At 62.9% G+C, this 20727-nt stretch carries 21 protein-coding genes; 10 read left to right on the plus strand and 11 right to left on the minus strand.

What is annotated here, in order from left to right:
* Window positions 1–1076, minus strand: a 1076-nt coding sequence (locus BM151_RS21125; RefSeq protein WP_090063355.1) for an S-(hydroxymethyl)glutathione dehydrogenase/class III alcohol dehydrogenase, incomplete at its 3' end; no start/stop codon positions are given.
* Between the two features lie 171 nt (window positions 1077–1247).
* On the opposite strand from BM151_RS21125, the gene BM151_RS21130 reads away from it, so the two are divergent.
* Together BM151_RS21130 and BM151_RS21135 are read left to right on the plus strand one after the other, a co-directional pair.
* Window positions 1248–1877, plus strand: coding sequence for a hypothetical protein (locus BM151_RS21130; RefSeq protein WP_090063357.1), 630 nt, complete (start codon window positions 1248–1250; stop codon window positions 1875–1877).
* Window positions 1878–2569: 692 nt separating this feature from the next.
* The gene (locus BM151_RS21135; RefSeq protein ID WP_090063382.1) at window positions 2570–3322 is read left to right on the plus strand and encodes a quinoprotein dehydrogenase-associated SoxYZ-like carrier; all 753 of its coding nucleotides are present in this window, start codon (window positions 2570–2572) and stop codon (window positions 3320–3322) included.
* A gap of 74 nt (window positions 3323–3396) precedes the next feature.
* Here the strand turns inward: BM151_RS21135 and BM151_RS21140 are convergent, their stop codons facing one another.
* From BM151_RS21140 to BM151_RS21180, 9 genes are all read right to left on the minus strand, one after another.
* Window positions 3397–3771, minus strand: a complete 375-nt coding sequence (locus BM151_RS21140; protein WP_090063359.1) for a hypothetical protein — start codon at window positions 3769–3771, stop codon at window positions 3397–3399.
* Complete coding sequence (locus tag BM151_RS21145) at window positions 3768–4487, minus strand: hypothetical protein (protein ID WP_090063361.1); 720 nt, start codon at window positions 4485–4487, stop codon at window positions 3768–3770. Before BM151_RS21145 ends, BM151_RS21140 begins: the two co-directional genes overlap by 4 nt.
* Window positions 4488–4571: 84 nt before the next feature.
* Window positions 4572–6779 (minus strand): ATP-binding protein, encoded by a 2208-nt coding sequence (locus BM151_RS21150; RefSeq protein ID WP_245781281.1) that lies wholly within the window; start codon window positions 6777–6779, stop codon window positions 4572–4574.
* Window positions 6776–7951, minus strand: coding sequence for an FIST N-terminal domain-containing protein (locus tag BM151_RS21155; protein ID WP_090063363.1), 1176 nt, complete (start codon window positions 7949–7951; stop codon window positions 6776–6778). The genes BM151_RS21150 and BM151_RS21155 overlap by 4 nt, the downstream gene beginning before the upstream one ends.
* 2 nt (window positions 7952–7953) lie before the next feature.
* The gene (locus BM151_RS21160) at window positions 7954–8679 is read right to left on the minus strand and encodes a LuxR C-terminal-related transcriptional regulator (protein ID WP_090063366.1); all 726 of its coding nucleotides are present in this window, start codon (window positions 8677–8679) and stop codon (window positions 7954–7956) included.
* Between the two features lie 241 nt (window positions 8680–8920).
* Window positions 8921–9739, minus strand: coding sequence for a quinoprotein dehydrogenase-associated SoxYZ-like carrier (locus BM151_RS21165; protein WP_090063368.1), 819 nt, complete (start codon window positions 9737–9739; stop codon window positions 8921–8923).
* Window positions 9739–10707 carry a YncE family protein gene (locus tag BM151_RS21170; RefSeq protein WP_245781282.1) on the minus strand — a complete coding sequence of 323 codons (969 nt, stop codon included), beginning with the start codon at window positions 10705–10707 and terminating at the stop codon, window positions 9739–9741. The genes BM151_RS21165 and BM151_RS21170 overlap by 1 nt, the downstream gene beginning before the upstream one ends.
* Window positions 10691–11254: an SRPBCC family protein gene (locus BM151_RS21175; RefSeq protein WP_090063371.1), complete on the minus strand. Its 564-nt coding sequence runs from the start codon at window positions 11252–11254 to the stop codon at window positions 10691–10693. The genes BM151_RS21170 and BM151_RS21175 overlap by 17 nt, the downstream gene beginning before the upstream one ends.
* Window positions 11251–11766 (minus strand): DUF3280 domain-containing protein, encoded by a 516-nt coding sequence (locus tag BM151_RS21180; protein ID WP_090063373.1) that lies wholly within the window; start codon window positions 11764–11766, stop codon window positions 11251–11253. Before BM151_RS21180 ends, BM151_RS21175 begins: the two co-directional genes overlap by 4 nt.
* A 209-nt stretch (window positions 11767–11975) precedes the next feature.
* On the opposite strand from BM151_RS21180, the gene BM151_RS21185 reads away from it, so the two are divergent.
* The 6 genes from BM151_RS21185 to BM151_RS21210 all read left to right on the plus strand — a co-directional run bounded on the left by BM151_RS21185 (window position 11976) and on the right by BM151_RS21210 (window position 16600).
* Window positions 11976–13163 (plus strand): ABC transporter substrate-binding protein, encoded by a 1188-nt coding sequence (locus tag BM151_RS21185; protein WP_090063386.1) that lies wholly within the window; start codon window positions 11976–11978, stop codon window positions 13161–13163.
* Window positions 13160–14131, plus strand: coding sequence for a YVTN family beta-propeller repeat protein (locus BM151_RS21190; RefSeq protein WP_090063375.1), 972 nt, complete (start codon window positions 13160–13162; stop codon window positions 14129–14131). Before BM151_RS21185 ends, BM151_RS21190 begins: the two co-directional genes overlap by 4 nt.
* Before the next feature lie 24 nt (window positions 14132–14155).
* A complete protein-coding gene (locus BM151_RS21195; RefSeq protein ID WP_425429578.1) occupies window positions 14156–14626 on the plus strand; it encodes a cupredoxin domain-containing protein in 471 nt (156 codons plus the stop codon).
* A 23-nt stretch (window positions 14627–14649) separates the two neighbouring features.
* Window positions 14650–14895, plus strand: a complete 246-nt coding sequence (locus tag BM151_RS21200) for a PepSY domain-containing protein (protein WP_090063377.1) — start codon at window positions 14650–14652, stop codon at window positions 14893–14895.
* A 77-nt stretch (window positions 14896–14972) separates the two neighbouring features.
* Entirely contained in the window at window positions 14973–15941 is a 969-nt protein-coding gene (locus tag BM151_RS21205; protein WP_090063390.1) for an ABC transporter substrate-binding protein, read from the plus strand.
* Window positions 15942–15955: 14 nt separating this feature from the next.
* Window positions 15956–16600: an ABC transporter ATP-binding protein gene (locus BM151_RS21210; protein WP_090063392.1), complete on the plus strand. Its 645-nt coding sequence runs from the start codon at window positions 15956–15958 to the stop codon at window positions 16598–16600.
* Window positions 16601–16835: 235 nt separating this feature from the next.
* Here BM151_RS21210 and BM151_RS21215 read toward each other — a convergent pair whose 3' ends face one another.
* Window positions 16836–17834, minus strand: a complete 999-nt coding sequence (locus tag BM151_RS21215; protein ID WP_090063379.1) for an AraC family transcriptional regulator — start codon at window positions 17832–17834, stop codon at window positions 16836–16838.
* Between the two features lie 97 nt (window positions 17835–17931).
* Here BM151_RS21215 and BM151_RS21220 point away from each other — a divergent pair, with 97 nt between their 5' ends.
* Together BM151_RS21220 and BM151_RS21225 are read left to right on the plus strand one after the other, a co-directional pair.
* Complete coding sequence (locus tag BM151_RS21220) at window positions 17932–18675, plus strand: SDR family oxidoreductase (protein ID WP_090063380.1); 744 nt, start codon at window positions 17932–17934, stop codon at window positions 18673–18675.
* An 839-nt stretch (window positions 18676–19514) separates the two neighbouring features.
* Window positions 19515–20727: Ig-like domain-containing protein (locus BM151_RS21225; RefSeq protein ID WP_245781283.1), on the plus strand; the 1213-nt coding region annotated here is incomplete at its 3' end.

A 20727-nucleotide genomic window follows, 5' to 3' on the forward strand; every position in this document is an offset into this window, starting at 1 on the left:
TGGTTGATCTCGTCGAGGGTGAGCTTGTGGGTGATCATCGGGTCGATCTCGATCTTGCCGTCCATGTACCATTCGACGAATTTCGGCACATCGGTGCGGCCCTTGGCGCCGCCAAACGCCGTGCCTTTCCAGACCCGGCCGGTCACCAGCTGGAACGGACGGGTCGAGATCTCGGCCCCCGAAGGTGCCACGCCGATCACGACGGAAACGCCCCAGCCGCGGTGGCTGCATTCGAGCGCATCGCGCATCACCTTGACGTTGCCGGTGGCATCAAAGCTGTAATCCACGCCGCCGATCTGATCGGCGCCACGCTTGGTCAGGTTGACGATCTCCTCGACCACGGTGCCGTCGATCTTCGTCGGGTTGATGAAATGGGTCAGGCCGAATTTGCGGGCCATTTCCTCTTTGTCATCGTTCAGATCGACACCGATGATCATGTCGGCCCCGGCCATGCGCAGGCCTTGAATCACGTTCAGCCCGATGCCACCGAGACCGAAGACGGCCGCCGTCGCGCCGATCTCGACACCGGCGGTGTTGATCACCGCGCCGATGCCGGTGGTCACGCCGCAACCGATGTAGCAGATCTTGTCGAACGGCGCGTCCTCGCGGACTTTCGCCAGGGCAATCTCCGGCATCACCGTGTGGTTGGCGAAGGTCGAGCAGCCCATGTAATGGTAGATCGGCGTGCCATCGAGCATCGAGAACCGCGTGGTGCCATCGGGCATCAGGCCCTGGCCCTGGGTGTTGCGAATGGCGGTGCAGAGGTTGGTCTTGCCCGACAGGCAGGACGGGCATTCGCGGCACTCGGGCGTATAGAGCGGGATCACGTGATCGCCGGGTTTCAGCGTGGTCACGCCTTCGCCCACCTCGAGCACCACACCGGCGCCCTCATGACCGAGGATACAGGGAAAGATCCCCTCCGGATCGGCGCCCGAGCGGGTGAATTCGTCGGTGTGACAGAGCCCGGTGGCCTTCACCTCGATCAGAACTTCGCCCTTCTTAGGACCTTCGAGCTCGACTTCCATAATCTCGAGCGGCTTCCCGGCCTCAAGGGCAACGGCGGCGCGTGTACGCATCAAATTTTCCTCCCAAAACTTCAGACCGGAACTCCGGCCTTCACGCTTTTCAGCGATTGGAAGGAAGTATGAGGGCAGGCTCGCACACGGAACAATACAGCCAATGGTGGGTATTCCCAGAGATGGCCGCATCGCTCAGCCTGCCCTATAGTCACGACGGGAGGAAATCACATGTCCTATCTGCAAAGGCTCCTGCTGAGCGCCGCGTTGCTGGCCGCCAGTGCCGGGGTTGCCGGGCCTCTGGCCGCCAATGATTTTGCCGATCCCACATGGCCTTGTGTGCAACGCAAGGTGGATCGGCTGTCCCCCGGGCTGATGTGGCCCGAACCGCTCACCGAGGCCGAATTCTCGACAGAGCGGCAACAGGCGGTGACGGATCTGGCGGAATTTCTGGCTTTGCGGCGGGTCGATCTCGAGGCGGCACGGGCGGCGGTGGCAGAGTTCTCCGCCAGCCACGGCCATGACATGGCGCTGATGCAAGCCGTGTTTTCCCGGGTCTTCGACACGCTGGCCACACGTCGCACGAAGATCATCAAGGGAATCGGCAAATTCTCTCTTTCCCAGATCAGCCTTTCCGAGCGGATCGAGACGGCCCGCGGCGAGATGGATGCGCAAATGGCGCAGGAAACCCCGGATTTCGACCGCGTCGACGCGCTGGAAGAACAGCTCGACTGGGATCAACGGATTTTCACCGACCGGCAGAAGACCATCACCTATCTCTGCGAGACCCCGACGCTTCTGGAGAAACGCCTCTACGCGCTGGCGCAAATGCTGCACGAGGCCGGACAAGGCGGCGGCTGACCCCGGACGGCAAGCCTCTGGCCGCTCGGCCCGTTGAGAGCTTTGCCGCTTCGATGTGGAAGGTCAGAAGACTTTGACCCTCGCACACTATAAGCGGAGCCAAAATTGAAAGCCGGATCTTCGCCTGGATCGCCGAGAACGGCGGGAGCGAGCCCAAGGCGGACATTGGGAGTTAAGGGCGTGCGCCGGACCGTGGGCAGGCGCATCTGTTCTTCGTGGTCTGCGCTTTATGTCAGCCAAACCCGATAAAGATCAATCTGTCGCGCGGGGATGACAAATGCGCCTGACCGCCGGGACGGTCCGGCGCACGCCCGGGCCACTTCGTGGCTGTTCCGGGCGGTTGCACTTCGTTCGAATGGCAGAAAAGTCCCGCAAAGCAGACCTTCGAGTATATGGTGTCGAAGCTCCGAGTTGGCTCAAAAATGCTCCGCGGTTGGGGCAAAATTGCCTGCCCCCTCCCGCCTCTCCCACCCGATCACAAGCCCCCCCGACGGCCGCGAAAACACAGGCCATACAGACCTTCGGCGCGGTATCGGCGCGCTCCGAGCTATGGCACAATGAGTGGCATATTCCATGCAAGGAGGAGGCGCATGGTCCAGAGATCTCTTGCCGCCGCGGGGTTTGCACTCGGGCTTGGGCTCGCCGCCGTCACCGGCGCGACACCCGCATCGACCCAAGACGCACCCAAAGATATGGCCAAAGATGTGGCCCCGGATCGCTCGAACCCGCTCACCGACAGCCCGACCTGGCAATCGCTCCGCGACGACATCCTCGGGCCGGTTGCCGTTTTGCCGGCGGACGGATTGTTCACCATGGAGGCGCCCTACCGCGCCGAAGATGCCGCCGCAGTGCCGATCCATATTCGCCAACTCGATGCATCGCAGGCGATCCAGTCGGCCACGGTGGTAATCGACGAAAACCCCGCGCCGGTGGCCGCCGAGTTCCGGTTCTCCCCGGCCATGTCGCCGCTCGATCTCACCTTCCGGGTCCGGGTGGATCAATACAGCAATGTCCGGACGATTGCCGGAACCGCTTTCGGACTGCGGATGGACGGGCGTTTCGTCAAGGCCTCGGGCGGCTGTTCGGCGCCTGCGGGGCAAGACCCGGAAGAGGCTTTGGCCGGCTTGGGACAGACGCGTTTACAGCAGTCCGAAAGCCCCTCTGGCCTGCGTCGCGAGGCCGAGATCCAGATCCGTCACCCGAATTATTCCGGACTGCAGCGCGATCAGATCACCCAGCTGTTCATCCCGGCCCATTTCATCGACCATCTGGAAGTCTGGCAGGGCGATGAGATGCTGTTTGCCATGGAGGGCGGTATCTCGATCAGTGCCAATCCCAGTTTCCGCTTCAGCTACACGGAAAACGGCGCGCCGAGCCTGACGGTCAAGGGGCATGACACCGATGGCAATCTGTTCGAGACCGAGTTCCCGAAGGCCTCGGACTGACGGCGGTCCGACACAGGCTGCCCCGAACTGGCCGGGCGGGTCCAAGACCGGCCCGTGCCCAGCCTGTGCCCGGCTCAGAAGAAACAGACGACCTCGGCCTCGGCCTGCGCCCGGCGCAGATCCATCACCAGATGGTTGGCCGCGACCGCGCTGTTGAAAATCGCCATGCGTTCGCCACCGACCCGGCGCATGGAGAGCACGGTCTCCGCCTCCACATATTTCTCATAGGGTAGGATCGCGGCGATTTCATCGATCGAACAGGCGCATTTGCTCAGCATGTTCCGATCCTGCCCGTTGGCCGCCATACAGGCGAAAACGTAATCGGCCCGGGCCTCGGTCGGATAATCATTGAGCCGGTCGGCCAGGCTCTGGGCCCGGGCGGGGCCGCCGCATGCGAGCAGCGAGACCGAAGACAGGCCGGCCGCCACAAGCACCGCCGCACGGATCATTGTCCGGCCTCCCCGTCGGGGACATCGCTGTCGAGCATGTCGAACCGCAGCTCCGAGAGGTAGCCATCCGGCGCGCCCGTTGCATCCGGCGCCTCGGCCACCAGTGTCAGATACCAGCCCGGCACCTCCTCGGACATGGTGACGCGCAATTCGAGATCGCCGAACCCCTGCATGCGGTCGCGGTTGGGGTCCTCGGCAAAGGGACGCAGGGTGACCGTACGGGTATCGATCATCCGGGTGCCGAACCTGGCCTGCCCGGTCTCGATTTCGGCCGGACGGACCAGCGCCTCTTTCACCCGGTTGCGGATATAATATGGCGAACCGCCCGCGGTTTCCGCCATGTCGCGGATCACGGATTCGTAAAACACCATGATCATCGGGTTGCCGACGCTGGCCGGAAAGCGGCCCAGGCTGCGATGTTTCTCGTCCTGCAGAAATTGCAGCCTCGCCATCCGCGTCTCGCCCTCGGCAAAAGACAGCGCGATCTCGCCGGTATCGCGTGTGGCCGCTTCGGGTTTGGCGTGATTGGTCACGACCCGCCTGTAATGCAGCACCGCATCCGGACCGATTCTGTCCAGCGTGCCCTGGCGAAACAACAGGTCATAGGTCGGCACCGGGGCTTCGGCATTCGCCGCGGCCACGGGACCCGGCATCGTCACGGCGAAACAGGCCAGTGTCGCCGACAGCGCCGCCGAAAGTGTCAAGATCTTGCGCATGAGTTCGTCCTCCCGTCCCCAGCCTATCCTCCTGCCCGGCCCTGTCATGGCAGACTTATGTCGGTATTCCCCCCGCGCCCTGCGTCACGGCGCCCCCGTCTGCCGGCGCATTTTCCATTCGATCAAAGGGCGGAGCCGCGACAGCTGCACCGGTTTGGTCAGCACCGAAAACCCCTGTTCCGCGCCCAGGCGCAACAGCTCGGTACTGCGATCCGCCGTGATCATGATCGCGGGGACATGCGCCCCCGATTTCTGCCGCACCGCCGCGATCGCAAGATCACCGGTCTCCCCCGCATCCAGCTGATAATCCGCCAGGATGATATCCGGGGGCATGCCCATGTCGCGGATGAAATTCAGCGCCTCGGCAATCGACCGCGCCGGCAAGACGCTCGCCCCCCATTGTTCCAGTTTGCTGGTGGTGGCAAAGAGCACATCCGGGTCGTTCTCGATGATCAGAACGATGTAATCCATGTCATATTCGACGCTGGGCGTCTCGTTGCAGCCCTCCTGGGCGCTCGCCGGGCGCCCCTCGACCCGCTCCATCTCGATGGAGAAGACCGAGCCGACACCGGGTTTCGAGCGCACCTGAACCTTATGACCCAAATGACGGCAGGTGCGTTCCACCACCGAGAGGCCGAGCCCGACACCGGAGCCCAGCGGCACATTTCCGGCGCGGGTGAATTCCTCGAAAATCCGCGTCTGATCCTTGCGGCTGATGCCGATGCCGGTGTCCCAGACCTGAAGCTCGATGCGATTGCCATGAGGCCGGCATCCGGCCAGCACCCGCCCGCCCGGTTCGGTGTATTGGATCGCATTCACCACGAGATTCTGAATCGAGCGCAACAGATAGACCGGATCGGAACGCACGAAGACCATGCTGGGCACCATGTCGAGCCGCACGCCTTTGCGCTGTGCCAGGACCTGCTGATCCTCCCAGACACTGCGCATCAGGGTGCCGAGACAGATGTCGGACGGGGTGAGGACCTCGTCCGTGCCTTCGAGACGGGAAATATCCAGCAGCGAATGCAACAGCTGTTCGATCGAGGAAAACGAGCCTTCCAACCGTTCCACGGTCGGCGCGAAACGGGTCTCGGCCACATTGTCCTGAAGCGTCGCGATCAACAGCTTGGCGGCGTTGATCGGCTGCAAAAGATCGTGGCTCGCCGCCGCCAGGAACCGGGTTTTCGACGACACCGCCGCCTCGGCGCGTTCCTTGGCCAGACGCAGCTCCTCTTCGACCCGTGCCTTCTCTTCATATTCCTCGGTCAGCCGCGTGTTCGCGCGGGTCAGCTCCGCCGTCCGTTCCGCCACGCGGTTTTCCAACATCTCCGTCGTGCGACTTTCCAGCGTCACATCCTTGAGTTCGAGCAGGATCCCGCGATCGGGCAGCCGATGCGCGTGCAGGTCCAGCATCCGCCCCGTCGCGAGCCGCAGCCGCCGGTGGGGCTGTTCCATCAACCGGCGCGCTTCGAACCGGGCTGACCCGGAGATCAGCCCGCTGTCCGCGATGAAATCCAGAAGCCGTTGCAGATCCGCGCCCTGCTGCAGGGTCGTATAGGGTAGGCCCAGCAATTGCCGGAACTGGGCGTTGAACATTGTCACCGCACCGTCCGGCGAAAAGGTACAGACGCCAGCGCTCATGTTTTCGAACACCGCTTGCAGGTAATCCGCCTGCCGGTCGATCAGATGTTCCCTTTCCGAACGATTGCTCCGCACGATGGTGGTGATTTCCGTCAACAGCAACACAAGGTTCTCGACGCTCGTGCGCTGCAGGTTGATCTGATACCAGCGGTCGCCGGTCAGTTCGATCACCAGCGAGACCACCGAGGACCCGACCCGGCTGCGCCGGGCCTGCGCCAGGGCAGCACCAAAGCTGCCCTCGACCGAGACCAGATGGCGGCTCTCGGCCATGGCGACAAAACAGGCCTCGGTCGAGACACCCGGCGACAAGCGATCGGAAATATCGGGCAGGAGCGTCTGGAAAATGTCGTTGCCCATTTCCAGCTGGCCATTGGTGAACAGAGCGACCCCGCCGTCCATCGCCGCCAGCGCATCGGCGAGGTTCTTGCGCATGCGTTCGGTATCGACCCGGGCATTGCGCAGCTCCGAGGTGGTGCGTTCCAGATCGCGGGTCTTGGCCCAGACCTGGGCCTGCAGGGTGATCGCCGATTGAAATGCGCCGTAAGCCGAAGACCCGACCTCGTGCTGGCGATTGGCCCGGCGCATCAGCGCATCGATGATCTTGGCCTGCCGGCTGACCTGTTCGGCGAGCGGTTCATCGGGATCGATCACGAGATCTCCCTCCGCTCCGGTTCGAAAAACGCCACACCAACGAAGGTCTGGTTCACATGCACGCCGCAATGCTGCTCGCCATAGGTGTTGAAGCCGAACACGCGATGGCGGCTGAAAATCTCGCTGACCTCGGCCGAAAGTTGCTTTTGCTCGATCTCCAGCTTGCGCAGCACACAGTCGAACCCCAGCACGAAATCGGGCTCTGCCCCGCGCGGGTTCCGCACCGTCAGACCGGCCTCCAGCGTTTCGATGATCGCCTTGCCCCGGCCCAGCGTCAGGATCAGCCCGTCATCGATCGCCCCGAGAAAGGACAGGGTGTGATCGGCGGAGGCCTCATGGATCGCCCGCACGTGATAATTGGCCTTCTGACGTACCAGCATCGGATTTTCGGCAAAGATCTCCGGCGACAAATGCTCCACCGGACAGCCGACCAGACGCGCATATTCCAGCGCTGCGGGGACACCGTTGATTTCCCGCACCAGCCGCTCCTCGGGCAGGGCCTCGGTGACCACCAGCTGCTCCTCGGTCGGCAGGAAATGGTCGAACCCCAGACCGCTGAACTCCAGGTCGGTTTCCAGCAACAGCAAAAGCGCAGCATTGCTGTGACACTGGCCGTTTTGCAGCACGAAGGTTTCCTTGAACGCCAGGCTGTCCCCCGCCGAACCACCGAAAATCGGCACTTCGCCCAGTGCCGCCTCCAGCGTCGCGACCAGCAAATCCTCCTGTTTCGACATGCCGTCGGCAAAAATCAACGCCAGCCGATTGCGCCCCGCCGTGCGCCGGAACCGCGTCGCATGGTTGCGCACATCGGCCGCGATGCGTTCCATCGACAGCGGGTTGAGCGGCGAAATGAGCATCGAGGCACAGCGGAAATGTTCGCGCGGGAACGCCAGCAGCAAAAGCGCCTCGGTCTCATAGCCCAGGGACGTGATCGTCCCCGCGGTGCTGCACCCGAACACCGGAATGCCGTCGCCGCCCTCGGCAAGCGCCCGCGCCACATCGTCGAGCGACAGCCCGTCCGGCACGAAAGCCAGCAAAAAACAACTGTCCGCCACGTCGATGCCGCGCAAGGCCTCGTCCACGGCTGCTCGCGCTTCGGTCTGGCGCGACACGGAAATCGTCACGAAGCGCGGCGCCTGACGATCAACCGTTTCGGGACCCTGATGCAACATGCTCAGTGGCTCAGGAATGCCTGCGCATCCGCCTCGCCCGCCCCGATCACCGTCGCCGGTTGCGAGCCTTCGACGAGCACGGCGGCCTGGGTCCGGTTCTGAACGCCAAGACGCCGCAACAGTGCGGTGATATGCGCCTTGACCGTGGCTTCGGCCAGGGACAGTTCATAGGCGATCTGCTTGTTCGGCTTGCCGGCGCAAATCAGCTTCATGATGCGTTTCTGCTGTGGCGTCAGCTCCGCCAGCCGCGGATGGCTGTCTTCGAAACAGCCCTCTTCCGCCCCCGGGCTTGCCGCCGATTGATAGCCCCAATGCACATATTTCCCGCCGGTCGCGATGTCCTGCAACGCCTGTCGCAGCAATTGCGCCGAAGCATCCTTCGGCAGGAACCCCGAGGCGCCTTCCTCCATCAGCGCCTGAACCACCTGTGCCGAGGTCAGCGAGGAAATCACCAGGATCGGAACATCGGGCAGAGCCGCCCGCAATTTCTGGAAACCGGAAATGCCGAAAACATCCGGCAGTTTCAGATCGAACATGACAAGATCGGGGACCAGCCCGCCTTGCACGAGCGTCAGGGCCGCCCCCAGTGTCTGTGCTTTTTCGATATGACAGGCGGGGTACAGAAGCTGCAGCGCTGCGGCCAGCGCATCGCTGTAGAGCGGATGATCGTCCACGATCACGACGGATCGGATCGCGCCCGTCGACGGGGCGTCGCGCGTTTCTCTCATAGATTTTCCTCCCGTAAGAAGCGTAACTCATGACTGCCAATTCACGCAATGGTGTAGTTCCCCGAGAGATCCTCCACTCTCAAAACCTGCGAAAAATGACAAATAGATACGCAAATTCAGTAATTTAACAAAAGCCCCCCATTCCGCCGACAGGCGCACTGTCCGTCCTGTCCCGCCCCGATCCCGGCGCATCAGCCCGCGCCCCGTCCCGCCGGAGCGGCAAGCCTCGCGACGGTTCATTTCAGAACCCGGCAACCTCCGTATGCGCGGTGCTGATCGTGCCATCGGTGTCTGTCATCGTCACATCCACGCCCCGTGCCCGGCCCGGAATCGACAGGTTGATCCGTGGGTTCTCAGAAAGCGAAATGCTGCCGGTCATATCGACATAATCGCCGCCGTCGACGGCGATCTCGACATCCTCGACATAGCGCATCGGGATGAACAACAGGGTGATCTGATCCATCTGCATGCCGGAATGCGACGGGTGCGAGATATCCACGTCGAGCTGCTTCTGCGGCGCGCCCAATGCGGTCAGCCGCTCTGCCGGATCGGCCTCCGTCACCGAGAGGAGCATATCCCCCAGCGTGACCAGCGCCATGTCCGGATCGGTCCCCGGCGGCGCGGCACAGGCGCCCTGACCACTGGTCTTGACGAAATCCTCGATCATGAACAGCCGCCCGTCGCGCATTTCCGCCACCACATGGATCGGCGTCGGGCCATTGACCCTGAGCGTCGCCCCAAAGGAAAACCGCGTCTGTGGCTGGTGCAGGGCAAAGACGGCGGAGACCGGCATCGGGTTCTCATCGAGCACCAGCGTCAGCTTGGCGATCTGGGTGCCTGCCGGAGCGGCGCTGCGCACGGTCACCTCGGTGCGCGCGTCATTGTCGGTTCGGTAGGGTACCTCGAGCGTAATCACCCCCTTGCCGCTCAACATCGGTCGCTCGCCATAGAGCTGAAACCGGATATTGTCCCAGGCTTCTCCTGCCTCACCGGCAAGGGCCGGCAAGGCGGCGAGCAGAAAGGCAAGACCAAGCCCCGCCAAGTTCGAAGAAAATCTCATCACTCGTCTCCTCCCGGACTATCTCCTGGCAGAATGAAATGGCCAAAGCCGCGCGGGCCTTCGGCGGTGTCCAGTGTCGCCACGACCTCCAGCCTTTCTGCGTCGATCACGCTGAGGCTGTCATCGAACCAGTTGGTGACAACGATGTGCCCGTCGGACGTGGCATTGATCCCGTCGGGATATTCGCCGACATCGAGCGTGGTGACGGGGGACAGATCGGCCAGCGCGATCACGCTGACCGTGTCGTCATATTGATTGGTGACAAAGCCCCGCCCGGCGGCGAAGGCCAGGCCATAGGGTCGATCGCCCACCGGCAGGGTTGCCTGAACCACACCGCTGACCGGGTCGATCACGCTCACATCGTCACTGCCGACATTGGCCACGAAGAGCCGCCCGTCGGGAGCGAAATTCAGTCCGAAAGGCCGGGTGCCGACGGGAATCTGCGCCCGTGTCTCCAGCGTCTCCGTGTCAAACAGGGTAACGCGATCGGCATCGCGTTCGGCCACGGCCAAGACCGCCCCATCCGGGGACAGCACCAGACCGGACGGCGCCGCCCCGGTGGTCAGCTCGGCCAACTGCGTCAAAGTCGCGCCGCGCAGCACCCAGATCCGCCCGTTGAAGAAATCTCCGACGAACAGCCGGTCGCGCAGAGGATCATAAGCGATCCCCAATGGCCCGCCGTCGAGCGTCACCGCGGCCTGCAAGCCCCCATCCGCCCGGTAGCGACGGATCTCCTTGCTCTCGGGCGAGACGGTGAAAACCGCCCCCGCGGGCGAGACCGCCACCCCCGCAGGTTCGCCGGGTACCTGCCAGCGCGCCCGCTCCTGCCCGGTCGCAAGATCGAGCACGGAGACGGCATTGCCGCTCTGACAGGTGACAAAGGCCAGATCCCCCGCCGCCGGCAAGGCCGCGAGGGTCAGGGCTAGAGCCACGGCCCGGCCGAGCCAGAGGTTACGACGCCGGCGCACCGAACCGCTCGACCAAAGCGTCCAGCCCGAGCTGATAGACCGCGCTGACCGCGGCAATCGCCGCCTCGTCATTGAGATTTTCCGGCGGCTCGTTGTTCGGATAGCCGCGGTAGAAGGCGCCTTTCCAGCTCACCACCGAGCCACCACCCTCGCGCGGCGCCACCGACAGGTGCGACGAGTAGTTGGTGACCGGCAGGACCGAGACCTCCACCGCCTGAATGCGGTAGGAATATTTCATCTTTTCCGTGTCGTATTTATACAGGATCTCGTCGATCTTCGGGCCGTCCTCGCCCTGATCGCTGAGATAGAGCATGCGCGTGGCGTCGATCTCATTGCCGCCCTGACCGGTGCTCGAGACCACCGCCGGATGCCAGCTCATGTCCTGAAAATTGCCGATGGCGGCCCAGACCTTTGCCGGGTCGGCGGCAAGCTCCGCCGTCAGGGTGACTTTTTGCCGCGTGGCGCCATGGGCCGAGGCCCCGATCGGGATCACCCCCGGCACCAGCGCCAGCGTGGCACAGGACTGGATAAATCTGCGTCGTTTCATTCTTCCTCCTCTCTGAAGAACGTGTTTCGAAGGATGTACGCCATGCCACGTCGCCAGCTTTCATCCGTGTTGGAACGGATATCGACGGCGCGGGCCTGGACGATCTTTCCGGTGGTGCTGTCACGCAGTTGCAGGTTCATCGACAGGATCAGGTTCGACACTTTCTGGATCTCGCCCACCAGCGCGTAATCGGCCCCGAGCTTTGTCGTCATGCGGCTGTCGCAGCCATAGCATTTGGCAGGATTGACGATCCTGTCGAGTTCCACGGCCACGGGGGCCAGATCCACCAGCTCATAGCCGGCATCGGCAAAGCGGGCGCGCACCATGTCCTCCAACATGATGACCCGCGCGCGTTCCGCCGGATCGGAACCGTATGTGCTGCCCTGAAGCGATGTGTCGAGAAAGGTCAGCCCGAAAAAGGCCACGCTTTTCTGCACCTCGAGCTGCCCCTTGGCCTGCGCCATGGCAGGAGAGGCCCAGATCAGCATCAGGATGAGTGCGCGTAACAGCATTGCTCCCTTCTTAGAAAATAAGAGATGCCTGAAATGGTGGCCCCGCTGGCCTTTGCCCACAACCGACCCAAAAGTATCGGTTGGCGAAGGGTTCGGTTCCTCGGAGGGTCGATATTGCGCAAGGCGGGCGAGAGAGACCCGCCCGCAAAAGGGAGGAAAACATGCCGCGATTTCTGGCGACAGCTCTGCCGGTTGCCCTGTCCATGGCAATGTCCTGGACACTGTCTCTGGCGTTGTCCCTGGCACTGACAACACCCGCTGCGGCGCTCGATGTGCTGGCCGGGGTGCTGCGGGTCGATTACCCCAGTTTGCTGCCGATCTCGCGCTATGATCTGCGGCCCGGGGACCTCGGCTTTGCCGGGGCTATTCTGGCCGATGAAGACAATGCCACCACCGGGCAGTTCCTCGGCCACAGCTATGAGACGGTGACCCGCTCCGCCACACCGGAGACCGCAGAGGCCGCGCTCGAGGCGCTGTTGCAACAGGGGGTGCGCTTCGTCGTGGTCGACGCGCGCGGGCCGGAGCTTCTGGCCTTGAGCGACCGGGCCGCCGCGGCCGGAGCACTGGTGTTCAATGCCCGCGCCTCCGATACGGCGCTGCGCGACACAGAATGCCGGGGCAACCTGCTGCATATCGCGCCCTCGGATGCGATGAAGGCCGACGCGGTGGCGCAATTCGCAATCTGGAAGAACTGGCCCGAGTGGATGCTGGTCGCCGGCTCGAACCTGACCGATCAATCGCTGGCCGAGGCCTATCGCCGCGCGGCCCGCAAATTCGGCGCGAAGATCACCGAGGAGCGGGTGTTCGTCGACCGCGGCGGCGCCAGACGCACGGATTCCGGCCATGTTCTGGTGCAGCGGCAATTGCCGGTCTTCATGCAGGGCGCGAAAGCGCATGATGTGGTGATCGCCGCCGATGCCAGCGACTATTTCGCCGCGTACCTGCCCTATCACCAATGGGACCCCCGGCCGGTGATGGGCAGCGCCGGCCTGCGCCCGGTGACCATGCACGGGGCACATGAGGCCTGGGGCGCGACACAGCTTCAGACCCGGTTCGAGAAACTGACCCGGCGGGTGATTCAGGAGGAGGATTACAATGTCTGGCTGGCGCTGCGGGTGCTGGGCGAGGCGGTCACCCGCAGCGCCAGCACCGACCCGGAGGTGATCGAAACCTATATTCTTTCCGATGCGTTCGAACTGGCCGCCTTCAAGGGCCAGAAGGTGACGTTTCGCAACTGGAACGGTCAGCTGCGCCAGCCGATCCTGCTCTATGACGGGCGGATCACCGTCAGCGTCAGCCCGCAGGACGGGTTCCTGCATCAGGTCACGGCACTCGACACTCTGGGGCTCGACCGCCCCGAATCAAACTGCACCGCATTTCAGGGAGGATCGCAATGAAATCGCTTGTCTGGGCGTTTTGCCTGTCTTGCTGCGCCATGGGGGCTTTTGCCGAAAAGGCATTCGTCTCCAATGAGCGGGGCAATACGATCACCGTCATCGACACGGAAAGCTGGCAGGTGATCAATGAATTTTCCGGCGGCAACCGGCCGCGCGGCATCCTGTTGTCGCCGGACGGCGCCCTGCTCTATGTCTGTGCCTCCGATGATGACACGGTGCGGGTCTTCGACACGGAGACCTATGAGGAACTCTACACCCTGCCCTCCGGCCCCGACCCCGAGCTTTTCGTGATCCACCCCTCAGGCAACCCGCTCTATATCGCCAATGAGGACGACAATATCGTCACGGTGACCGACACCGAGAGCCACGCCATCCTCGAAGAAGTGCCGGTCGGTGTGGAACCCGAGGGCATGGCAATCTCGCCGGATATGGCCTGGGTGGTGAACACCTCGGAAACCACCAATATGGCGCATTTCATTTCCACCGGGGATTTCCAGATCAAGCATAACGTGCTGGTCGATCAACGCCCGCGCTATGCGACCTTTACCTCGGATGGCGAACGGCTGTTCGTCAGTGCCGAGATCGGCGGCACGGTCAGCGTGATCGAGATGGCAGAGAACGGCACGCCGGAGGTGGTTGCAAAAATCGGCTTTGACGTGCCGGGAGTCCTGCCGGAGTGGCTGCAGCCGGTGGGCATCAAGGTGACCGAAGACGGATCACGCATCTTTGTCGCCCTGGGGCCGGCCAACCGGGTGGCGGTGATCGATGGCGAAAGCCTCGACGTGCTCGACTACATCATCACCGGCCAGCGCGTGTGGCAGATGGCGTTCACCGGCGACGGCAAATACCTGCTGACCACCAATGGCAATTCCAACGACGTCACCGTCATCGACGTGGCCAAGGAAAAGGCCATCAAATCGATCCAGGTCGGCGAACAGCCCTGGGGCGTGGCCATTCAACAAAACTGAGCACGTAGATTTGAGGAGGAACTGATGAAGACTTTCACCACAGCAATTCTTTTGGCCGGATCGCTGGCCGCGCCTCTGACCGGCGCCTTGCCCGCAGCTGTCATGGCGGCGCCCCTGTGCGACGAATTGGGTTTTGCCGGGCTTCTGGCCAAGTGCAACCGCGGCGAGACCATCGCACTGACGCTGGCCTCGGGACAGGCGCTGCACGACACGGGTCAGGTGACCCTGCAATCGGGCGCCTATTACAAGCTGGAAATCACCGCCGACGGTTCTGCCGAACTGGGCATCGAAGGGGCCGACTTCTTTCGCGCGATCTGGATGAACGAGATCGTCATCAACAAGATCGAAGTGCGCCCCATGGCGATCGACTCGCTCGAATTCGACAAGGCAGGCACGGCCGAACTGTCCTTTATCGCCATCAAACCGGGCAGCCATGTGCTGCGCATCGCGGGCAGCACGGGTGACAGCCAGCGCATCACCTTCAACATTCAATGACAATCCCCCCGGGAGGAAGACCCATGAAGAAACTGATTGCCCTCGCCATGCTGCTGGCCAGCCCCGCTTTCGCCGAGGCCGAGATCGACAGCGAGACCGTCGCCCGGATCGAAGCGCTTCTGGCCGAGATGCAGTGCCAGATGGACCCCGACGATATCGAGGTCGAAGACGAGGGCTACGATCTCGACGACGTGATCTGCGAAGGCGGCAGACAGTTCGACATCACGCTCGACAAGGACCTGAACGAGACCGGGCGCAGGGCGGAATAACCGCCGCACCGAGACGCCGGAAGACAGCCGAAAGACTTGGAAAGACACGGAAAGACGAGGGGAGAGAAAGATTGAAACTGCTCGCATATGTTACGGCCTTCGCCGCATTTGCCGGGGCGGCCCTGGCCGAGACCCCGGTCATCCGCGCGGCGACGCTCAAGATCGGCACGGTCAATTGGGAATTGCAGACCATCATCGACAACGGCTTGGACGAAAAACACGGTTTCAAGCTCGAGTTGCAGCCCTATGCCGACAATGGCGCCACCCGCATCGCGGTGGCCGGCGATGAAGCGGATATGGCCGTGGCGGATTGGATCTGGGTCGCGCGCGAACGGGCGGCGGGTCAGGATTACGTGGTGATTCCCTATTCCAAGGCGGTCGGCGGCATCGTTGTGCCGAAAGGGTCACAGGCGCAAAGCCTGGCCGATCTGAAGGGCGGAAAGATCGGCATCGCCGGCGGGCCGCTCGACAAGAGCTGGCTGATCCTGCGCGCCTATGCGCAACAGCAATACGGCATGGATCTGAAGGCCGAGACCGAACAGGTGTTCGGGGCACCGCCGCTGATCTTCAAATCCGGCCTCTCGGGAGACACCGCCGGGGTCATCAACTTCTGGCATTTTCTCGCCAAGATGAAAGCCGCCGGCATGCGCGAGCTTCTGTCCGTCGAGAGTGCCGCCACGGCGTTGGGGCTCGACCCGGACGTGCCGCTTCTGGGCTATTATTTCAAAGGCGATTTCCTCGCCGCCCATCCCGATCTGGCGCAGGGTTTCTATGAGGCGAGCCGCGAGGCCAAGGCGATGCTCTCCGAGAGCGATGCCGCCTGGCAGGCGGTGCGCCCGATGATGAACGCCAAAAGCGACGCGCAATTCGCGCAATTGAAGACCGATTGGATCGCTGGCGTGCCGGCGCGCGGGCCGGTCGATGGCGTGGCGGCGGGCAAGCTGCTGGCGCTGATGGCCGATCTCGGCGGCGCGGCTCTCGTGGGGCCGGATCTCGTCGCCCGGGCGGATACCTTGCCCGACGGGTTGTTCGCGGATGTGAAATGATGCGGGATCTTGCCATGGCCGATACCCCCGAGCGCCCCGGACCGGCGGGGCTGTCCCGCAAACCGGTGATCCGGGTGGACATCCGCAGCAAAAGCTTTGGCGCAGTCAGGGTGTTGCAGGAGATCCGTTTCAGCGTGGCACGGGGCGAGACCGTGGCGCTGCTCGGCCCCTCCGGCATCGGCAAATCCACCCTGCTGCGCATCGTCGCCGGGCTGGACCCGGCGTTTCACGGCACCGTGACCCGTCCGGACAGAATGGCCATGGTGTTTCAGGAACCCACGCTCCTGCCCTGGCGCAGCGTGCTGGACAACCTGCGGCTGATCCACCCCGATGTAAGCGAAGATGAGGCCCGGGTGATCTTGCACCGCGTCGGGCTGCAGGGTCGCGAAACGGCCTATCCCCGAACCCTGTCTCTGGGACAACAGCGGCGGCTGGCCCTGGCCCGGGCCTTTGTCGGGCAGCCGGAGATGCTGATCATGGACGAACCCTTTGTCTCGCTCGATGCGGACCTCAGCGACGCGATGCTGAGCCTGACCGAAGAGCTGATCGCCGAGACCCGCCCGGCCACGCTCTTTGTCACCCATGTCCGGGCGGAGGCCGAAAGGCTCGCCGATCGCATCTGTCAGCTGCGCGGGCACCCTGCCGCCCTGATCGCATGACGCCGGGAACCTGACGTTGTGATTTAGGGGGCGATGATTTGTTCATTCGCACATCTTGCGCGCCGCATTTTCCGAGCTCTGGGTGAGCCAGCCTCACATCGCAAATGGAAATGGAAATGGAAATGGAAATGGAGGGAAAGACCGCAAAGGGCCAAGCTCAACATAGGTAGAGAAAGACGGAAACCGGCCTGGTTCGTGACCTCATGCCAACTCCTCCTTTTCCTCGGCCCTCACATCAATGGCCGGCGAAATATTCCGCTGTTGCGGGGGAGGCGATCCCTGTGCGCCGCATGTATCGGCCCGGCGGCATGCCGACATGGCGGCTGAAGGCGGTGCTAAATGTGCTGGCAGAGGCATATCCGACCCGCTGCGCCACCTCGTCGAGAGGGAGCGTACCGGCAGAGAGGAGATCCTTGGCGACGGCCATGCGCCAGGTCTGAAGATATGCCATCGGTCGCATGCCGACGATGCGGGCGAAACGTTCGAAAAAGGTGGATCGGGACATTCCCGCCGCCTGAGCGAGCCCCTCAACGGTCCAGGCGCGTTGCGTATCGCCATGCATGTGCCGCAGCGCGACCGCGATCCGGGCATCGGCCAGCCCACGCAGCAGCCCCGGTTGCGCCGCCTCCGCGGGCACAGACCGCAGGGCTTCGATCAACAGGATTTCCACCAGCCGCGCCAGAATGAGGCTTCGCCCGGCCTTCTCCTGCGCCGCCTCCTCGCCGAGCATGCGCACCAGATCCTCCAGTCTCTGCACGCCACGGATGTGGATCATGCGTGGCAGCAGCGACACCAGTAGCGCGGCGTCGGGGGAGGCGAAGGTGAAATAGCCGCCGAACTGGCGGACATCCGCAGGCCTGTCGCGCCGGCCATACCGCACCTCTCCTTGCGCGTCTGCTTTCTGGCCTCCCTGCTGGTCTGCTTGCTGGCGCGCGGCTTGCCCGGAGTCGATCAGGACCGGCGGTGCCGGTTCGAAACCGGACATGGTGAAGGCCGGTGTGGCTGGCAGCAGCACGAAATCCCCGGCCTCCAGAACCACCGGCGTCTCACCATCAACGGCGAGGCGACAGCTTCCTTCGGTCACGGCGCAAAACCCCGGCTGGCCGAAGGCCGTATAGCGCACCGCCCAACGCCCGGCGCCGCTGATGCCTTTCGAGAAGACGGCGCGGGGGCGCAAAAGCGCGATCACCTGAGCAAGCGGATCGGATGTTGTGACGGGTTTTGCTGGGCTCATTCGGACTATCTCAAACTTTATAAGGATTATTCATCGAAGATAGTTCTGTTTTCACCTGCTATCTCCCGGAGGTCAACAGATTTCACAGGAGACCGACATGAAGACCATTCTCATCACAGGCAGCTCGTCCGGCTACGGGCTTGAAACCGCACGACACTTCCACGCCCAGGGCTGGAACGTGATCGCCACGATGCGCAACCCACAGGCCAGCCCCCTGCCCGCCTCCGAGCGCATCCGGGTTTTGCCGCTCGACATCACCGATCCTAACAGTATCGCCAGGGTGATCGAGGCTGCCGGCCCGATCGACGTTCTGGTCAACAATGCCGGGATCGGTCTCGTGGGTGCCGTCGAGGCGACGCCGATGCCGCTGGTCCGCAAGATTTTCGAGACCAACACATTCGGCACGATCGCGATGACCCAGGCGGTGATCCCGCAGATGCGTGCCCGCCGCTCGGGGGTGATCGTCAACGTCACCTCGAGCACCACGCTCGCTCCGATGCCGCTGGCAGCGCTCTATACGGCGAGCAAACAGGCGATCCAGGGCTTCACCGGCTCGCTGGCACATGAGCTCGGGTATTTCGGGGTAAAGGCGCGGCTGGTCGAGCCGGGCTATGGCCCGACGACGCGCTTTGCCGAGAACAGCCAGTTCCGCATCGAGGATCTGATCCCGGAGAGCTACACTGGCTATGCCGCACCGATTTTCGAGGCCTTTGCCACGCCCGAGATGGTGACACGAGAAAGCGATGTGGCCGAGGCGGTCTGGCGTGCCGCGACCGATGCCGATGATAGCTTGCATTACCCCGCAGGCCCCGATGCCGTCGCCCTGGCGAAGGCGGGCTGACGACAGACCCCGGGTCGCGCCCGCACCGGCGTGACCCGCATCCCTCGCAGACGACATTGTTTCATCGGGAGCGAAGGCCGAAGGTGCGACGCAGGTATTCGCGTCTCTGGCTCTGAATGACATTGGCATACGGCATACACGACGGACACCTGATTCGAGCGGGCCGTCAGCAGCATTTGAGCCGCTATCGAATGACCGGTTTGGGCCGGGAGCGTCAAATCAGCCCGTCTGGCTAACAAAGCGGGCGCTGCGCGGTGCGCGCCTGACCGGAGGTGCTGGTTCTTCGCGGGCTCCGAGCGGTGGGGGGAAGTTTGATCAGGAGCATCGGAGCCTCGAAAACTGATAAGGGCTTGGAGGTGGTCTTGAGCCTCTTGGTTCGCGGCCCAAAGCGGACGCAACGATGATAACGAAAGCGGTAAAAGTGTCATTCTTTCCCCAGGCAATGATGCTTTGCGGAAAACCGAGCGCAGGCGCTTATTTCGGGGGCTATAGGATCGACACCTAGATCACGAAATCATGCCCAGCACTATCGACCAGAGGTTGCTGATTTGGATGCCAAAGACTTTTTTACCTCATTTTTAGGGTGAAACTTGATCAATGAAGACTTTGTACTCAAGATACGAACAAGTATAGACAATGTGGTCTTCCTCGTCGGAAGCGGAATTCCATTTGAAGCTGGATACCCATTCGCTGGCAGATTGAGCAAAAGTTCTGTCAGTGCATTGCAATGCGACAGACCACGGCATCGGGAGCATTTCTCGCTGCGATTTTTTGAGCCTTAAGACAACGCCGCAGGCACCGAAAACACTGAAGATATAGTACCAGTCCGGGGAAATAATATGCCGAAATCTTTGTCCGCCACGCTTGCCATTTTATGCGCGAGCCTTGTCATTTTCTTCGCCAGCGGTCTTGCGACCCACGCCGCAACACTGTCCGGTGTGAGCCTGGTGACGGACGGTCAATGTGGCCTGAACGGAAGTTCGGACACCTTTAGCCTCAACATGAACGCCAGCGCTTCGGAATTCCCCTCCGTGGACGAGACGATCACCTTCCCCGACAGCTCCACGCAAGATCAGGACGTCGATATATTCTACGTGACGGATGCGGCGAATGTTGTCATCGGTCGATACGCTCAGGGCTTCGTGACCAGCCAGGCCGTCGTTGGAGGCGCTTTCTTCAGCGTGAACCAACGGCCCACCGTGAGCGGCAACTTCACCGTGCGGCTGGTGGACGAGCTCGACCGGACGCCGGATCTCGCGCTTGGGGCGACCTTTTCAACCAGCAATACCATTCTCGGCTCAACCTCCTTCGACGCCGCTGCGCTCGATCCCGACTGCGTCCCCGTCCCGACCGACACGACCGCGCCTCAGGCGAGCTCGGTGACGATCCAGTCGAACAACACCACCACCAGCATGGCCAAGGTCGGAGATACAGTTACGCTCCAGATGACCTTCAGCGAGAGCCTGGGAACGGCGCCCAGTGTGACGCTTATCGGGCAGACGGCAAGCGTTGCCGGGTCGGGAACGTCTTGGTCGGCGAGCGTCACTGTGACGTCTTCGAGCCCCCAAGGCGCAGCGACGTTCTCCATATCGGGCTACAAAGACGACGCGGGCAATACCGGCACCACGGTGACCTCCACCACGAATGGCAGCAGTGTCACGGTTGATCGCACCAGTCCGAGCACCTCGCTCGCCTCGAGCGTGAGTGGGCCGACCAACACCTCGCCGATCCCGGTGACGGTGAGCTTCACCGAAGCGGTGAGCGGTTTCACCGCGGCGGACCTGACGGTCTCGGGCGCCACGGTGTCGAATTTCGCCGGATCGGGCAGCAGCTACAGCTTCGATCTGACCCCCTCGGGCGACGGCACGGTGACGGTGGACATCGCCGGCGGCGTGGCCCAGGACGCGGCCGGCAACGGCAACACCGCCGCGACGCAATTCAGCATCGTCTATGACCAGTCCGGGCCGAGCACCTCGCTCGCCTCGAGCGTGAGCGGGCCGACCAACACCTCGCCGATCCCGGTGACGGTGAGCTTCACCGAAGCGGTGAGCG

Origin of the sequence: Celeribacter neptunius (assembly GCF_900113955.1) — a bacterium.
Classification (GTDB): Bacteria; Pseudomonadota; Alphaproteobacteria; order Rhodobacterales; family Rhodobacteraceae; genus Celeribacter; species Celeribacter neptunius.

What these genes read in the sequence shown, in the direction of transcription:
- BM151_RS21200 (WP_090063377.1), top strand. Translation starts at nt 14,650, where the DNA reads ATGAAGAAACTGATTGCCCTCGCCATGCTGCTGGCCAGCCCCGCTTTC.
- BM151_RS21195 (WP_425429578.1), top strand. Translation starts at nt 14,156, where the DNA reads ATGAAGACTTTCACCACAGCAATTCTTTTGGCCGGATCGCTGGCCGCG.
- BM151_RS21215 (WP_090063379.1), bottom strand. Translation starts at nt 17,834, where the DNA reads ATGAGCCCAGCAAAACCCGTCACAACATCCGATCCGCTTGCTCAGGTG.
- BM151_RS21155 (WP_090063363.1), bottom strand. Translation starts at nt 7,951, where the DNA reads ATGTTGCATCAGGGTCCCGAAACGGTTGATCGTCAGGCGCCGCGCTTC.
- BM151_RS21130 (WP_090063357.1), top strand. Translation starts at nt 1,248, where the DNA reads ATGTCCTATCTGCAAAGGCTCCTGCTGAGCGCCGCGTTGCTGGCCGCC.
- BM151_RS21185 (WP_090063386.1), top strand. Translation starts at nt 11,976, where the DNA reads ATGTCCTGGACACTGTCTCTGGCGTTGTCCCTGGCACTGACAACACCC.
- BM151_RS21220 (WP_090063380.1), top strand. Translation starts at nt 17,932, where the DNA reads ATGAAGACCATTCTCATCACAGGCAGCTCGTCCGGCTACGGGCTTGAA.
- BM151_RS21210 (WP_090063392.1), top strand. Translation starts at nt 15,956, where the DNA reads ATGGCCGATACCCCCGAGCGCCCCGGACCGGCGGGGCTGTCCCGCAAA.
- BM151_RS21180 (WP_090063373.1), bottom strand. Translation starts at nt 11,766, where the DNA reads ATGCTGTTACGCGCACTCATCCTGATGCTGATCTGGGCCTCTCCTGCC.
- BM151_RS21165 (WP_090063368.1), bottom strand. Translation starts at nt 9,739, where the DNA reads ATGAGATTTTCTTCGAACTTGGCGGGGCTTGGTCTTGCCTTTCTGCTC.
- BM151_RS21145 (WP_090063361.1), bottom strand. Translation starts at nt 4,487, where the DNA reads ATGCGCAAGATCTTGACACTTTCGGCGGCGCTGTCGGCGACACTGGCC.
- BM151_RS21190 (WP_090063375.1), top strand. Translation starts at nt 13,160, where the DNA reads ATGAAATCGCTTGTCTGGGCGTTTTGCCTGTCTTGCTGCGCCATGGGG.
- BM151_RS21175 (WP_090063371.1), bottom strand. Translation starts at nt 11,254, where the DNA reads ATGAAACGACGCAGATTTATCCAGTCCTGTGCCACGCTGGCGCTGGTG.
- BM151_RS21160 (WP_090063366.1), bottom strand. Translation starts at nt 8,679, where the DNA reads ATGAGAGAAACGCGCGACGCCCCGTCGACGGGCGCGATCCGATCCGTC.
- BM151_RS21135 (WP_090063382.1), top strand. Translation starts at nt 2,570, where the DNA reads ATGGCCAAAGATGTGGCCCCGGATCGCTCGAACCCGCTCACCGACAGC.
- BM151_RS21140 (WP_090063359.1), bottom strand. Translation starts at nt 3,771, where the DNA reads ATGATCCGTGCGGCGGTGCTTGTGGCGGCCGGCCTGTCTTCGGTCTCG.